This is a genomic window from Rhizobium sp. BK491, assembly GCF_014194925.1.
GTDB lineage: Bacteria > Pseudomonadota > Alphaproteobacteria > Rhizobiales > Rhizobiaceae > Rhizobium.
Map to the genome: position 1 here is coordinate 223,434 of NZ_JACIAR010000001.1, position 13,034 is coordinate 236,467.

Annotated in this window: 13 protein-coding genes and 1 tRNA gene; 9 read left to right on the plus strand and 5 right to left on the minus strand. The window is 58.1% G+C overall.

Going from position 1 to position 13,034, the window contains the following annotated elements:
- Nucleotides 1–32: 32 nt before the first annotated feature.
- The 3 genes from FHX05_RS01210 to FHX05_RS01220 all read right to left on the minus strand — a co-directional run bounded on the left by FHX05_RS01210 (nt 33) and on the right by FHX05_RS01220 (nt 1,491).
- Complete coding sequence (locus tag FHX05_RS01210) at nt 33–647, minus strand: GntR family transcriptional regulator (protein ID WP_183870439.1); 615 nt, start codon at nt 645–647, stop codon at nt 33–35.
- Nucleotides 648–833: 186 nt separating this feature from the next.
- Nucleotides 834–1,040: a hypothetical protein gene (locus tag FHX05_RS01215; RefSeq protein ID WP_112610249.1), complete on the minus strand. Its 207-nt coding sequence runs from the start codon at nt 1,038–1,040 to the stop codon at nt 834–836.
- A gap of 193 nt (nt 1,041–1,233) precedes the next feature.
- Nucleotides 1,234–1,491, minus strand: coding sequence for a GlsB/YeaQ/YmgE family stress response membrane protein (locus tag FHX05_RS01220; protein ID WP_015339842.1), 258 nt, complete (start codon nt 1,489–1,491; stop codon nt 1,234–1,236).
- A 377-nt stretch (nt 1,492–1,868) separates the two neighbouring features.
- On the opposite strand from FHX05_RS01220, the gene FHX05_RS01225 reads away from it, so the two are divergent.
- Both FHX05_RS01225 and FHX05_RS01230 read left to right on the plus strand, forming a co-directional pair.
- A tRNA-Lys gene (locus tag FHX05_RS01225) sits at nt 1,869–1,944 on the plus strand.
- Between the two features lie 799 nt (nt 1,945–2,743).
- Complete coding sequence (locus FHX05_RS01230; protein ID WP_246698824.1) at nt 2,744–3,106, plus strand: hypothetical protein; 363 nt, start codon at nt 2,744–2,746, stop codon at nt 3,104–3,106.
- A gap of 833 nt (nt 3,107–3,939) precedes the next feature.
- On the opposite strand, the gene FHX05_RS01235 is transcribed toward FHX05_RS01230, so the two are convergent.
- The gene (locus tag FHX05_RS01235; protein ID WP_112338356.1) at nt 3,940–4,221 is read right to left on the minus strand and encodes a PsiF family protein; all 282 of its coding nucleotides are present in this window, start codon (nt 4,219–4,221) and stop codon (nt 3,940–3,942) included.
- A gap of 282 nt (nt 4,222–4,503) precedes the next feature.
- Here FHX05_RS01235 and FHX05_RS01240 point away from each other — a divergent pair, with 282 nt between their 5' ends.
- Both FHX05_RS01240 and FHX05_RS01245 read left to right on the plus strand, forming a co-directional pair.
- The gene (locus FHX05_RS01240) at nt 4,504–5,256 is read left to right on the plus strand and encodes a cytochrome c biogenesis CcdA family protein (RefSeq protein ID WP_183870440.1); all 753 of its coding nucleotides are present in this window, start codon (nt 4,504–4,506) and stop codon (nt 5,254–5,256) included.
- Nucleotides 5,257–5,320: 64 nt separating this feature from the next.
- A complete protein-coding gene (locus FHX05_RS01245; protein ID WP_112610255.1) occupies nt 5,321–6,283 on the plus strand; it encodes an AEC family transporter in 963 nt (320 codons plus the stop codon).
- On the opposite strand, the gene FHX05_RS01250 is transcribed toward FHX05_RS01245, so the two are convergent.
- Nucleotides 6,260–7,462: a UbiH/UbiF family hydroxylase gene (locus FHX05_RS01250; protein ID WP_183870441.1), complete on the minus strand. Its 1,203-nt coding sequence runs from the start codon at nt 7,460–7,462 to the stop codon at nt 6,260–6,262. The two genes, FHX05_RS01245 and FHX05_RS01250, sit on opposite strands and share 24 nt — an antisense overlap.
- A 212-nt stretch (nt 7,463–7,674) precedes the next feature.
- On the opposite strand from FHX05_RS01250, the gene pcsA reads away from it, so the two are divergent.
- The 5 genes from pcsA to FHX05_RS01275 are packed head-to-tail and all read left to right on the plus strand — an operon-like array spanning nt 7,675 to nt 13,005.
- The gene (gene pcsA / locus FHX05_RS01255; RefSeq protein ID WP_183870442.1) at nt 7,675–8,400 is read left to right on the plus strand and encodes a phosphatidylcholine synthase; all 726 of its coding nucleotides are present in this window, start codon (nt 7,675–7,677) and stop codon (nt 8,398–8,400) included.
- Nucleotides 8,401–8,412: 12 nt separating this feature from the next.
- Nucleotides 8,413–9,396 (plus strand): quinone oxidoreductase, encoded by a 984-nt coding sequence (locus tag FHX05_RS01260; RefSeq protein WP_183715204.1) that lies wholly within the window; start codon nt 8,413–8,415, stop codon nt 9,394–9,396.
- Nucleotides 9,397–9,438: 42 nt separating this feature from the next.
- Nucleotides 9,439–11,013, plus strand: coding sequence for an ABC transporter ATP-binding protein (locus FHX05_RS01265; protein WP_183870443.1), 1,575 nt, complete (start codon nt 9,439–9,441; stop codon nt 11,011–11,013).
- Nucleotides 11,003–12,088 carry an ABC transporter permease gene (locus FHX05_RS01270; protein WP_183870444.1) on the plus strand — a complete coding sequence of 362 codons (1,086 nt, stop codon included), beginning with the start codon at nt 11,003–11,005 and terminating at the stop codon, nt 12,086–12,088. Before FHX05_RS01265 ends, FHX05_RS01270 begins: the two co-directional genes overlap by 11 nt.
- Nucleotides 12,085–13,005, plus strand: a complete 921-nt coding sequence (locus FHX05_RS01275) for an ABC transporter permease (protein ID WP_183870445.1) — start codon at nt 12,085–12,087, stop codon at nt 13,003–13,005. Before FHX05_RS01270 ends, FHX05_RS01275 begins: the two co-directional genes overlap by 4 nt.
- The last annotated feature ends 29 nt before the right edge of the window (nt 13,006–13,034 follow it).

Sequence of the window (13,034 nt, forward strand, 5' to 3'; positions counted from 1 at the left end):
AAAAGGCGGTTTCGGCGACGAAGCCGCCTTTCTCATGCATTGTTGAGATAATCGATGAGTGCGGCCATGGCTGTGCGTGCCTTGTCGGCATCGCCGTCCCGGATGGCGTCTATCGCCTGAACATGCATGGCAATCGCGCCGCCCATGCGGTCATGCGTTCCAGTCGAATACCACAGCCGGCGCGCATGTGTTTGAACTGGGGCGAGCGCTGCCGTGATGAAGTTGTTGGGGCAGGCGGCTTCCAGAATTTCATCGAATGTCTTGTCGGCGGCGAAAAAACCGGGCAGGTCGCCGATACTGGCGCATTCCGCCATCCGACGGGCGCATTCCCGCAATCGCTCCCGTTGCTGCGGATCGGCATAGGTGGCGGCGAGCGCGGCAGCAATCGGTTCCAGTTCGCGCCGCACCTGCATGACGTATTGATGATCTTCCGGACGAATTTCCGCGATTTGCAGGCCGACGCGCGGGCGCACATGGATCAATCCTTGCCAGGCCAGCTTCTGAATGGCCTCGCGCACCGGCGTCCGTCCGTGTCCCGCCATCTCGATCAGCTGCTTTTCGGTTACAAGGCCGCCTGGCTTCAGCTCGAGCGACACGATCGCATATTCCAGCGCGAGATAGGCAAGATGGCTGAGCGAATTCTGCATCCGAAATCATGTCCGGCTTATGCGTGAGGGCACACAGTGTCATCTGGCCTCGTCGAAGGCAACGGTCGTGACACGTCAACAAGGCCGGCTTGGGGCGGCCCGTTCAAATCGCCGTACCGGAAATCGTCGTCCCTAAGGGCCGACGATTTCGGGATATTTCGCAAGTGGAGCAAAGGAGCTGCGTCGTTATTGGCTGATTGCGGTGGCGAGGGTGGACGGTCTTCGTTTGGCGGCCATGAGCAGGTCCAGTTCGGTGGACGACGGGCCGAACTTGTAGAAGAGGCGTTTAGCCTCCGCATCGTCGAGACGGTACTTCCGTGCAAACTCGGCAATACTGTATGGGCGGCCGCGGATAACTTTGCGAGCGGTTGTCCGATTGGTGTTTTCTATCATGTTTCCAACCTCCTTTCGGTTCCTCATCCGATAGATAGCGCCAAGGTGGAGCTTGGAAAGACCTTGAAAGTCGCGTTGCCTCCGCTAAAGGCAGACTTCCGCCGGGACTCACGCGACAAAAAAGGGAAGGCGATTTGCTCCGCCTTCCCTTTTTTCCTCTTCCCAATTCGGGCGTATGCAGCCCGATACGCTGCTATCGCCTGATCAATCGCCCGATGAAAATAAGAATGCAGGCGCCGATGAAGCCAGTGACCAGATAGTTCAGCCATACATGGAACGGCAGCGCGATGCCGAGGGCACGGAACAGCCAGCTGGCGACGAGCGCGCCAACAATGCCGAGGATGATGTTCATGATGATGCCGGTATTGCTCTTCATGATCATCTCGGCGAACCAGCCGGCCAAACCGCCGATGATAATTGCTGCAATCCAACCTACGTTTGCGTCTTCCATAAAAGAACCTCCTGAGGGCCCGACAGGTTGTTAACAATAGCTGATATACACCAAAAACGATTCGCACCCCAACTGTTGCGCACGGCGAGCCGATTGATCCGTTCATTGCAACTCTGATTATTAAGGGAAATTGTTACGGTTGTTTGGGTCTCTGAGAATCGATTGTCTTGCCGCAGCTCATTCGTCGCTGACGCCGGAGTTCTGATTTTCCCGAAGAACGGGCGGCTTCTTCGGCCCTATGGCGTCGTTTCGTGGTAGTGAGGCGAGGAAAAGCATCCTCGGCCGCTGACAACCGCAATTTTATGGGTTGACCACAATAAGGCGTCTGCATATGTTCCGCGCACTTCCAGCCGGGGCAGCTTCTGCCAGCGGAGAGGGAGAGCGTAGCTCAGTCGGTAGAGCAACTGACTTTTAATCAGTAGGTCATGGGTTCGAATCCCATCGCTCTCACCATCGTTTCTTTGTCCAGCCCGGAGAGATAGGTCGCCAAACGCCCTTAGGTGAAGGTGCGGATTTTCGTATTGCTCGATTTTCCAGTGATATCGCCGTTACCTAGACCAGGCACCCGGCCAAGATGCGGCACACAAACAGGAAGGGCCAATTTTTTACCGAGCAACCCAGACACAAGAATAACCCGGTATTCGCTGCCTGCAAGGGAGATGCGCGAATCGAGATATTTAACTGAGCTCGCTGATCCACTAAATGAGCGCTCTTAAATACCAAAGGATCGAGATGTCTGACCATCCGCGTTCATTAGAGTCGACAAGGCGTTGCTTATCGGACCGAAAGCCTAAAGGCACCATTATTTACATAATGGTCGCTGCGGTTGCGGTCATCATCGGATTGACTTCCGGAAGGCACGAGAGCGCGATGCAAACTGTCCCCCAGGTTGCGAAGTTGGTTCATTAGAACGATCATGAGCCTACCCGAAGGCCACGCACAGCCCGGCAACCTTCGCAGTTTTTGCATTGCTGAATCTCGCTGATTGTCTTGCCTCTGTTCGCATCGCGCTTTCGTCCGTCAACCAGAACGCACAGGTTGTTGATGACGTTGAGTCCGAATTGGCTGGTGACGAATCTCGATTTGATAGTATCATAGCTTCATCAATAAGACTGTTGGTGAAGACGACGGGCGAATAATGGAATTCGTGGCAGAGCTGTCTCTGTGGGAGATTTATGCAATCGTTTGCGGGTTGCTGGTATCCTTGGGCCTTTTAGCCGGGCTGATCGCGGGCAGGAGGTTTTCTATAGCCTTGAGGGTGCTGCCGCTTCTCGGAATCGCGATCACCGCGCCCGCGACCGAGCGGCTTGTGATCCCCTACCTCTCCGAGCGTTATCCGGTGATTTTCGCCAACAAGGATTTGCCTAAGAAGATCGACCAGAAAACCACGCTGACGAAGATAGACCTCAGCGATCACATCTATAGCTATTTCTACGATCTCGATGGCGATGATGACGATTTCGATCCGCCTCTCGTCAAATCCGCGCAGCTTACGGATCTCTGCGATTTCCTACTGCCGAAATTCAGTTCCGGCGAAGCATCTTTGGCGAATTATATCTATCAGCTGAAGGGCAGGGACTATTCGTTTTCGGTCGACAGCGCCGACTGTTCCTGACGTTGGGCAGGCGAAATATCGAGCAGCAAGATTCGAGATCCCGATAGCGTTATTACCGCGCTCGCCTCTGCGGAGGTCGTGACCGGTACTTACGCGATTGTTGAGAGCGCAACGACTGCGACCGCCGTCAGTCCACCGAAGATCGGCAGCAATTTGAGCATAACAAGCCGCGCGAGCTTCTTTCTTTCGATCGACGTCATGATCAGCATTCCTCACATGGCAGCGAAGCTGAAACGGATGGAATTCAAGATTCGTTTCACGCCTGTCGTCGCATTATTATATTATATGTCGCTAAAAGTACAGCGAAGCGGCATTTGCCTAATTCAAAGACAACAAATCCGCTCGTTAGTGGGATAGGGACCGCTAAACATAATCGTGTCGTGCCTTCGATCGGAACCTAATTTCATCAGGTGAGTTCCCTCTTTAACAAAAAGGAGGCACGCCTTGGCACAAGATCGATATGAATCGAATGGCGAACGTGAGAAGAAGCAAGCGCTGGCAAAGATACAGCACAGCAAGGCGCATGAGAGCGATCGAATGAATAGGGAAAAGGATGGAGCTTCAGTCGTTGCCGATCCCAGAAATAGGCTTGCGGAGGGCAAGACCGATCCGGCGACAAAGGAGCGCAAACCGAGAGATGCATGAGCGCTAACTGCTGCTCATACATTTGGTGGCCATCTGAACGATTGAACGAAATTCAAATCCGGCTAACGCGATTTTTCGCCGAGGCCTGGCATTTCATCTGAATTTTGCGTGAGAGTAACGAGCCGGTCGCGATCAACCTTACCGCCGGCTGGATGGTAAAGTTGACCGCGATTTCAGAGTGAAAAAGTCTAGGCCTTGCCGCCGTTCTTCTTGCAATCGCTTCGGAACTTGGCGCGCGCCTTTCCGTGCAGGCCCTTGGCATCGGCCTGGGCCGAACATGCCTTCGAAACCGCGGTTTGAGCGGGCTTCATTGCCTTTGGCTTCATCGTGTTGGTCGTCGATGGAGCCGATGTGGTTGCACTTGGCGTAGTGGTTGTCGTCGTGCTCGGAGTAGTTGCCGTTTGTGCCATCGCGCTTACGCTGAAGAGGGCGACAAAGGCTGCAGTCGTGAACATGGTAGCAATTCTCATGGGGGCTTTTCCTCTGCTGACTAGCTTGAGTGGAATGTGCGTTGTCCGACGAACATCAACAGCTTGAACCAATATTTTTACAAATGCAATTCGCTCATCGAGCAGATTGCGGATGCCTGTTCCCGCCCGGAAAATCGGGGAAAATCGCTGTTTTGCAACAGGCTGCAGCTTTCCCAATTCCGTCAACTTTAAGGCAAGATGCCGCCCGCTCGAAAAGGTGATTGGCTTTCCGATACCCGCGCCGTTAGGAAGGGGATCGGAATGATATAGCCGGAGTCCATCGTGTCGCTTGCCGATATTTCGCTTCTGAGTGCTTTGGTCGCCGGAGCGCTTTCGTTTCTTTCACCCTGCGTGCTGCCGCTCGTGCCGCCTTATCTCTGTTACATGGCGGGAATTTCGGTCGAGCAGTTTCGCGGCGGCGGAGCGGCCGTCGCTCAGGCACCGGGCATCCGCGGCAATGTGTTGATGTCGGCGCTGTTCTTCACCCTGGGGTTTGCCACCGTATTCATCGCGCTCGGCGCCGGTGCGTCCTCGATCGGCATGCTTCTGCGCCAGCACCTCGATATTCTCGCCAAGATCGGCGGTTTGATCATCGTCATCATGGGGCTGAACTTCCTCGGCATCTTCCGCATCGGCCTTCTGGCCCGTGAGGCGCGCTTTCAGAGCGGCGGCAAGCCGGCGACGCTGACGGGCGCCTATATCATGGGCCTTGCCTTCGCCTTCGGCTGGACGCCCTGCATCGGCCCGGTGCTCGGTGCCATCCTCGGCATTGCCGCATCGCGCGAAACGATCGGCGCGGGCGCTGGCCTGCTCGCCGTCTACTCTCTCGGGCTTGCCATCCCCTTCTGGATCGCCGCCGGCTTTTCCGGCGCCTTCATGCGTTTTCTCTCCCGTTTCCGCCGTCATCTCGGCACGGTCGAACGGATCATGGGTGGGCTTTTGGTGCTCACCGGTCTCGCCTTCATCTTCGGCTATATCAGCGACATGGCGATCTGGTTTCAGCAGACCTTTCCGATCCTGATGAAAATCGGCTAAGTCGGGCGATATTTTCGCCTCTCGTTCTTCTCGGCAAATGGAACATGCCCGATGGCTGACCCCCATGGCTGATATTGTTGGTCTGTTGCTGCCGTTCTTTGGGCTGATCCTGATCGGCTACGTCGCCGCACGCGTTACGAAGCAGCCTGCCGAGGCGCTCGGCTGGTTGAATACGTTCATCATCTATGCCGCGTTGCCGGCCCTGTTCTTCAAGCTTGTGTCCCAGACGCCGATCGAACAACTGACGCGGATCGACTTCATCGCCACCGATATCGCCGCGACTTACTCGATTTTCCTGCTGCTGTTTCTGATCGGCCGTTTCCTGCGCCGCAATTCGGTTGCCGACAGCACTATCCAGGGCTTTGCGGGAGCCTATGGCAACATCGGCTACATGGGGCCGGGGCTTGCGCTGCTGGCGCTGGGCGAAAAGGCGGCTGCTCCGGTGGCGCTGATCATCTGCTTCGAAAATGCGCTGCACTTCATCGTCGCACCCGCTCTGATGGCGCTGGAAGGTGCCGACAAGCGCTCTCCGCCGCGGCTTGCTGCGGATATCGCCCGGAAGGTGCTGCTGCACCCTTTCATCCTGTCGACGGCGCTTGGTTTCGTCGTGGCTGCGTTATCGCTGCATCAACCGATCGCCTTCGAGCGATTTGTCAATTATCTCGCGCAAGCTGCTGCTCCTTGCGCACTATTTGCCATGGGTGTGACGCTCGCGCTGCGCCCGCTTAAGCGGATTCCGGTCGAGATCGGCTACATCGTGCCGGCAAAACTCGTCCTGCATCCCCTTGTGGTCTATATCGTTTTGCAGGCGGTCGGCGGCTTTGATCCGATCTGGATCGAGGCAGCCGTGTTGCTGGCGGCATTGCCGACGGCAACGAATGTCTTTGTCATCGGTCAGCAATATGGTGTCTGGCAGGAGCGGGCCTCCGCCACCATCCTGATCACCACGGCCTGTTCCGTGGTGACGGTTTCACTGGTGCTTTACCTGATAAAGGCGGGCGTCTTACCGGCGCAGCTTTTCCCGTAACGCCGAGGAAAAATTGCGCAGGCCGCCGCCGGGTTCGATGCCCTCGCGCATGACGATGTTGCGGAGCGGCGCGATGGCCGAAAGCACATGCAGGCCTGCTGCCCGCAGCATCTGCACGGGCAGAAAATCCGACAGAAGCGAGCGATTGAGGAGATCGACACTCGCCGTGCGGCTGACAATATCGGCGCGCCTCTTGCGATCGAAACTGTCGCCCGATGTCGCCGGGATCGGAAGGTCTGCGCGCGAGCAGAGAATGTCCGACAAAGCCAGGATATCGCGAAGGCTGAGATTGAGGCCCTGCGCGCCGATCGGCGGGAAGACATGGGCTGCTTCGCCGATCAGCGCGGCGCGACCCTTGCCGAAACGGTAGGCCGTCATGCCGGAAAGCGGCCAGACCTGCACGCTGTCCTCGATCGTGACGTGGCCGAGCATCGACTGCATCCGCTCCTCGACCAGCCGGCCGAGTTCTTCGAGCGACTTCTCCGCGTTGGCAGCGGCTTCGGTCGGCTTCTGCACCCAGACGAGACTGGAGCGTCTGCCGGGCAGGGGTACCTGCGTGAAGGGGCCGCTTTCGGTGTGGAATTCCGTGGAGATGTTCTGATGCGGCAGGCTATGCGCGAAATTCAGAACCATTGCCGATTGCGGATAGGACCAGCCCTTGGTTTTGATTCCGAGGGTCTCTCGCACCATCGAATTGCGGCCGTCCGCGCCGACGACGAATGCAGCTTCGATCGAATCACCATTGTCGAGCGTGATCGCGACACCATCGTCGCGGAAGGCGATTTCGGAAGCCGTGGCTTCGATGCGAAGTACATTGCCTTCCGCTTCGATGGCTTGGCTGAGGTTGTCCAGCAACACGGCATTCGGAATATTGTAACCGAAGGCATCCAGGCCGATTTCCGATGCCCGGAACGAGACCGTCGGTGCCCGCAGCAGCCGCGACGTGCCGTCGATGATGCGCATCGTCGTCAGCGCCGCCGCCGAAGGCGCGATCTTCTCCCATACCGTCAGTCGCTCCAGAAAGCGGATCGATTGATCCATCAGCGCCGTAGTCCGCTTGTCGGCTTTGTTGTGCGGCGCGGCCACAAGGGCGACGGATCTTCCGCCGCGCGCCAGCGCGAACGCCGTGATCATGCCGGCGAGCCCACCGCCGATAACGGCCACTTCAATCTGCTTCATATCGATGCCTCAATTGCCTTCGGTACTGAAAATAAGCGCTTAGCCTGTTGAAATCCATGGGATGAAACTTCGCAACGGGTGAAAATGACAGTAAGTCGCGCTAGCGTGCCCAGATAAACGCTTTTGCGCTGGCGATGCCGACCAAAGGATGCATATTAGCAAGAAAAACCGCCTGCCGGGGCAGGTGAATAAGCTGACGAGTCGTGGGGCGGATGAAAATCTTCAATTACAAGCGGGTGCCTTATGCGGAGATGCGTGCCTTCTCCGTTCATATACTGACGGCATCCGGATCGTTTCTCGCCTTTCTCGGCGTCGTCGCGGCATCAGAACATCGCTTTGTCGATATGTTCTGGTGGCTTGGCCTGGCGCTACTGGTCGATGGCATAGACGGACCAATCGCACGCAAGGTCCGCGTCAAGGAAGTGTTGCCCAACTGGTCCGGCGATACGCTCGACAATATCATCGATTACGTGACCTACGTGCTCCTGCCGGCATTCGCGCTCTATGAGAGCGGCATGATCGGCGAGCCCTGGTCGTTTGTCGCAGCCGGGATGATTGTCGTTTCCAGTGCCATCTATTACGCCGATACCGGCATGAAGACGGACGAATATTTCTTCTCCGGCTTCCCGGTCGTCTGGAACATGGTGATCTTCACGCTTTTCGTCATCGGCGCCAGCGCCACGGCGGCCATGATCCTCGTCGGCGTTTCCGTCGTCCTGACCTTTCTGCCGATCAATTTTCTGCACCCCGTGCGTGTCAAGCGCTTGCGGCCGCTGAACCTTGGCATATTTCTCTTCTGGTCGGCACTCGGCATCTATTCGCTGCTGATGCATTTCGTCATGCCGCAATGGGCCGTTGTCCTCTTCATCATCAGCGGTATCTATCTCTATTGCATCGGTGCCGTGCTGCAGTTTTTCCCGTCCCTCGGGCGTCAGTGAGGATTGTGCATCATGAAGAAGACCAAAGTCATCCGTATCCATGAGAATGGCGGTCCGGAGGTCATGAAGCTGGAGGAGGTGGATCTGCCGCCTCCCGGCGCGGGTGAGGTGCAGCTTCGTCAAGCTGCGATCGGCCTTAACTTCATCGATGTCTATTTTCGATCCGGCCTCTACAAGGCACCTCAGTTTCCATTGCCGCTCGGCAAGGAAGCTGCGGGCACGATCACCGAAGTTGGGCCTGGCGTGACCGATTTTGCTGTTGGCGATCGCGTCGCCTATGTCGGCAGCGATGGCGCCTACAGCGTCGAGCGCAATATCGAGACGCGTCATCTGGTCAAGGTGCCCGATGATATCACGCTCGAAACCGCGGCATCGATGATGCTGAAGGGCATGACGGCCGAGTATCTGCTGAACCGCACCTTCAAGGTCGGCCCTGGAACGACGCTTTTGTTCCACGCGGCCGCCGGTGGCGTTGGCCTGATCGCCGGCCAGTGGGCCAAAGCCCTCGGCGCCGAAACCGTCATCGGCACTGCCGGTTCCGCCGAAAAGGTCGAACTGGCGCTGGCACATGGCTACGACCACGTCATCGACTACAGCAAGGAGAATTTTGCCGAGCGCGTTCGCGAAATCACCGGAGGCAAGGGCGTCGATGTCGTCTATGACTCGGTTGGGAAGGATACTTTCCCGCAGTCGCTCGATTGCCTGAAGCCGCGCGGGATGTGGGTCACCTTTGGCCAGTCTTCTGGTCCGATCGAGAATTTCAATCTCGCCATCCTCAACCAGAAGGGTTCGCTCTTTGCCACGCGGCCGAGCCTTTTCGCCTATGTCGGTACACCTGACGAGTTGAGAGCCAGTGCAAAGTCGTTATTTGCTGTTGTGCAAAGCAGCAAAGTGCGTATCAATATTCATCAAACTTATCCGCTTGTTGACGCAGGGCGCGCACATGCGGATCTGGAAGCCAGGAAAACGAGTGGAACTACACTGCTGATCCCATAGATCCGTAAAGGGCAGGAACGGTGGGAAGGAAATGAGGGGAACGTGTCGTCATCCGATGCGCCGGCAACCGGCGCACTATTGTCGGTTCGCAAACTGACGAAACTGTTTGGCAGTTTTACTGCTTGCAACGAAATCGATCTTGAAATCCAGCCGGGAGAAATTCACGCTCTCCTCGGAGAAAACGGCGCAGGCAAATCCACGCTCGTCAAGATGTTGTTCGGCGTGCTCGAACCGTCGCATGGGCAGATCGTCTGGCAGGGGCAGCCTGTGGCGATCGATGCGCCGGGCACGGCGCGCAAGCTCGGCATCGGCATGGTATTTCAGCATTTTTCTTTGTTCGAAGCGCTGACTGTCGCGGAAAATATAGCGCTCTCGCTCGACAACAATATCCCGCTCGCAAAAATTTCCGAGGAAGCCGCGAAGCTCTCTCACGCTTATGGCTTGCCGCTCGATCCGAATGCGCATGTGGCCGACCTCTCGGTCGGCGAACGCCAGCGCATCGAGATCGTTCGGGCGCTCCTGCAAAACCCTAAACTGATCATTCTCGACGAGCCCACCTCCGTTTTGACACCGCAGGAAGCCGATCGACTGTTCGAAACGCTATTCAAGTTGAGGGACGAGGGCCGATCGGTGCTTTATATCAGCCACCGGCTGGAGGAAGTGCAGCGCATCTGTTCGCGCGCCACCGTCCTGCGTCACGGCAAGGTCACGGGCGCCTGCGATCCCAGGCAGGAAACGACCGGTTCGCTTGCCCGCATGATGGTCGGCAGCGATGTCGCCAGCGTGCAGCACGAGGGGCTTGGCAACAAGGGCGATATTCTCTTGGAGATCGCAGGCCTTTCGGCACCGGCGAGAACCCCGTTTGCCATGGCGCTGAAGGACGTTTCCCTGCGTGTACGGGCCGGTGAGATATTGGCGATTGCCGGCGTTGCCGGTAACGGCCAGGGCGAATTGTTCGATGTCATTTCCGGCGAATACACCGTCCCCGCGGATGATCTGGTCCAGTTGCGCGGCAAGGCTGTCGGCACCAAGGGCATTAATGCGCGCCGGCTGATCGGCGCGGGTTTCGTACCCGAAGAACGCCACGGCCATGCTGCGGTATCGACGTTGAAGTTGTCGGATAACCTCGTGCTTGCCCGGCATCAGTCGGATCGCAAGTCGTTCCTGGGTGGTGGCTTCTTCAATGTCATCAGGCACGGCGCGGTCAAGCAGGCGACGAAGCGCATCTGCGAGGCGATGGATGTCCGCAAGAGCGGCGAGGATCCGGCTGCCGGCGCGTTGTCCGGCGGCAATCTGCAGAAGTTCATCGTCGGCCGAGAACTGGATCGGCAGCCGAGCGTGCTCGTCGTCAATCAACCAACCTGGGGTGTCGATGCCGGCGCCGCAAGCCGCATCCGCCAGGCACTGGTCGATCTCGCCCGCGACGGCTCGGCCGTGCTCGTTATCAGCCAGGATCTGGATGAGATTTTCGAAGTCGCGACCGATATTGCCGTCATCTCGGAAGGACGGCTGTCGCCGTCCTATCCGGCCGGTGAGCTGACGCGCGAAAAGATCGGACTGCTGATGGGCGGTCTGCATGAATCGAAGACGCATTCGGAGCCTGCACATGCGCATTGAACTTGAAAAGCGCCTGCAGGTCTCCAAGCTGTTCGGCTTGCTATCGCCCCTGCTTGCTCTCGCATTGGCGTTGATCGCCGGCACCATCATGTTCGCCGTCATGGGCAAGGATCCCGTCGATGCGCTCGATGCATTCTTCGTCGAACCTCTGCTGGAGGTCTGGTCGCTGCACGAACTGGCGATCAAGGCCGGACCGCTGATCCTGATCGCCGTCGGCCTTTGCCTCTGCTATCGCTCCAACAACTGGAACATCGGCGCCGAAGGGCAATTCACCATGGGCGCGATCGCCGGATCATTCATCCCGATCGTCTTCACTGATTGGCACTCGCCCCTGATCCTGCCTTTGATGCTGATCGCCGGCGCCGTCGGCGGCGCGCTCTATGCCGCCATTCCGGCGCTCCTGAAGGCGCATTTCAATACGAACGAGATCCTGACGAGCCTGATGCTGGTCTATATCGCTCAGCTCTTCCTTGATTGGCTGTCGCGCGGGCCGTGGCGCGATCCGCAGGGCCATAACTTTCCGCAGAGCATCGACTTTCCGCCAGAAGCGGTTTTACCGGCGATCTGGGAGGACTCCGGGCGTGCGCATTGGGGCATCGTCTTCGCCGTGGTCGCGGCGATCCTTGCCTGGTTCATTATGAAATATACGCTGAAAGGCTTTGAGATAAGCGTGCTTGGACAGTCGGCGCGGGCAGGGCGCTTTGCCGGTTTTTCCTCGCGGAAAATGGTCTGGTTCGCCTTCCTCGTCTCCGGCGCGCTCTCGGGACTGGCTGGCATATCCGAAGTTTCCGGCTCCATCGGCCATCTGCAGCCGGCGATTTCGCCGGGTTACGGTTTCACCGCCATCATCGTCGCCTTCCTTGCGCGCCTTAATCCGCTCGGAGCCATTCTCTCCGGTCTGGTGCTGGCGCTGACCTATCTCGGCGGCGAAGCCGCGCAATTGTCGCCGGGGATATCAGCCAAGGCGGCCAGCGTCTTCCAGGGCTTGCTTTTGTTCTTCGTGCTCTCCTGCGACACTCTGATCTACTACAAAATCCGTGTGGTCTGGTCGCGGGTCCGTGGAGGTGCGGCATGAGTGTGTTTGAAGCAATCCTCCTGACTATCATCACGGCGTCGACGCCGCTCGTCATCGCCGGCCTCGGCGAGCTGGTGGTGGAACGCTCCGGCGTCCTGAACCTCGGCGTCGAGGGCATGATGATTATCGGTGCCGTTGCCGCCTTCGTCGGGGCGCAGATGAGCGGATCGCCCTATGTCGGCCTTCTGACCGGCATCGTCGCGGGCGCGCTCTTCTCGCTACTGTTCGGCTTCCTGACCTTGACGCTTGTAACAAACCAGGTCGCGACCGGCCTGGCGCTGACCATCCTTGGGCTCGGCCTTTCGGGCATGATCGGCGAAGGCTATGTCAGCGTGCCGGGCGTGCAGCTGCATGAAATCGTATTTCCGCTGCTGTCGGACATACCGTTCCTCGGTCCGGTACTTTTTAGGCAGGACCTGACCTTCTATCTGTCGATCGCGCTGCTCGCCGGCGTCAATTGGTTCCTCTTCCGCAGCCGTGCCGGCCTGAAGCTGCGCGCCGTCGGCGATAGCCATGGCTCGGCCCATGCTCTCGGTATCGACGTCATCCGCACCCGTTATCTCGCCGTCATGTTCGGCGGTGCCTGCGCGGGGCTTGCAGGCGCTCAGCTGTCGCTGGTCTACACCCCGCAATGGGTCGAGAACATGTCGGCCGGTCGCGGTTGGGTGACCTTGGCGCTCGTGGTCTTCGCCTCCTGGCGGCCGATGCGCGTGCTGGCCGGCGGTTATCTCTTTGGCGCCGTGACGATCCTGCAATTCCATGCGCAGGGCTTCGGCGTCGGCATACCCTCGCAATTCCTGTCGATGCTGCCCTATGCATCGACTATTGTGGTTCTCGTCATCATCTCTCAAAATCGCCGCGCGACCTTGATCAACACGCCAGCGTCGCTCGGCAAAGCCTTCGTTCCGGAGCGCTGATTGCAACAGCCGGACCGATTTCTGCAAAA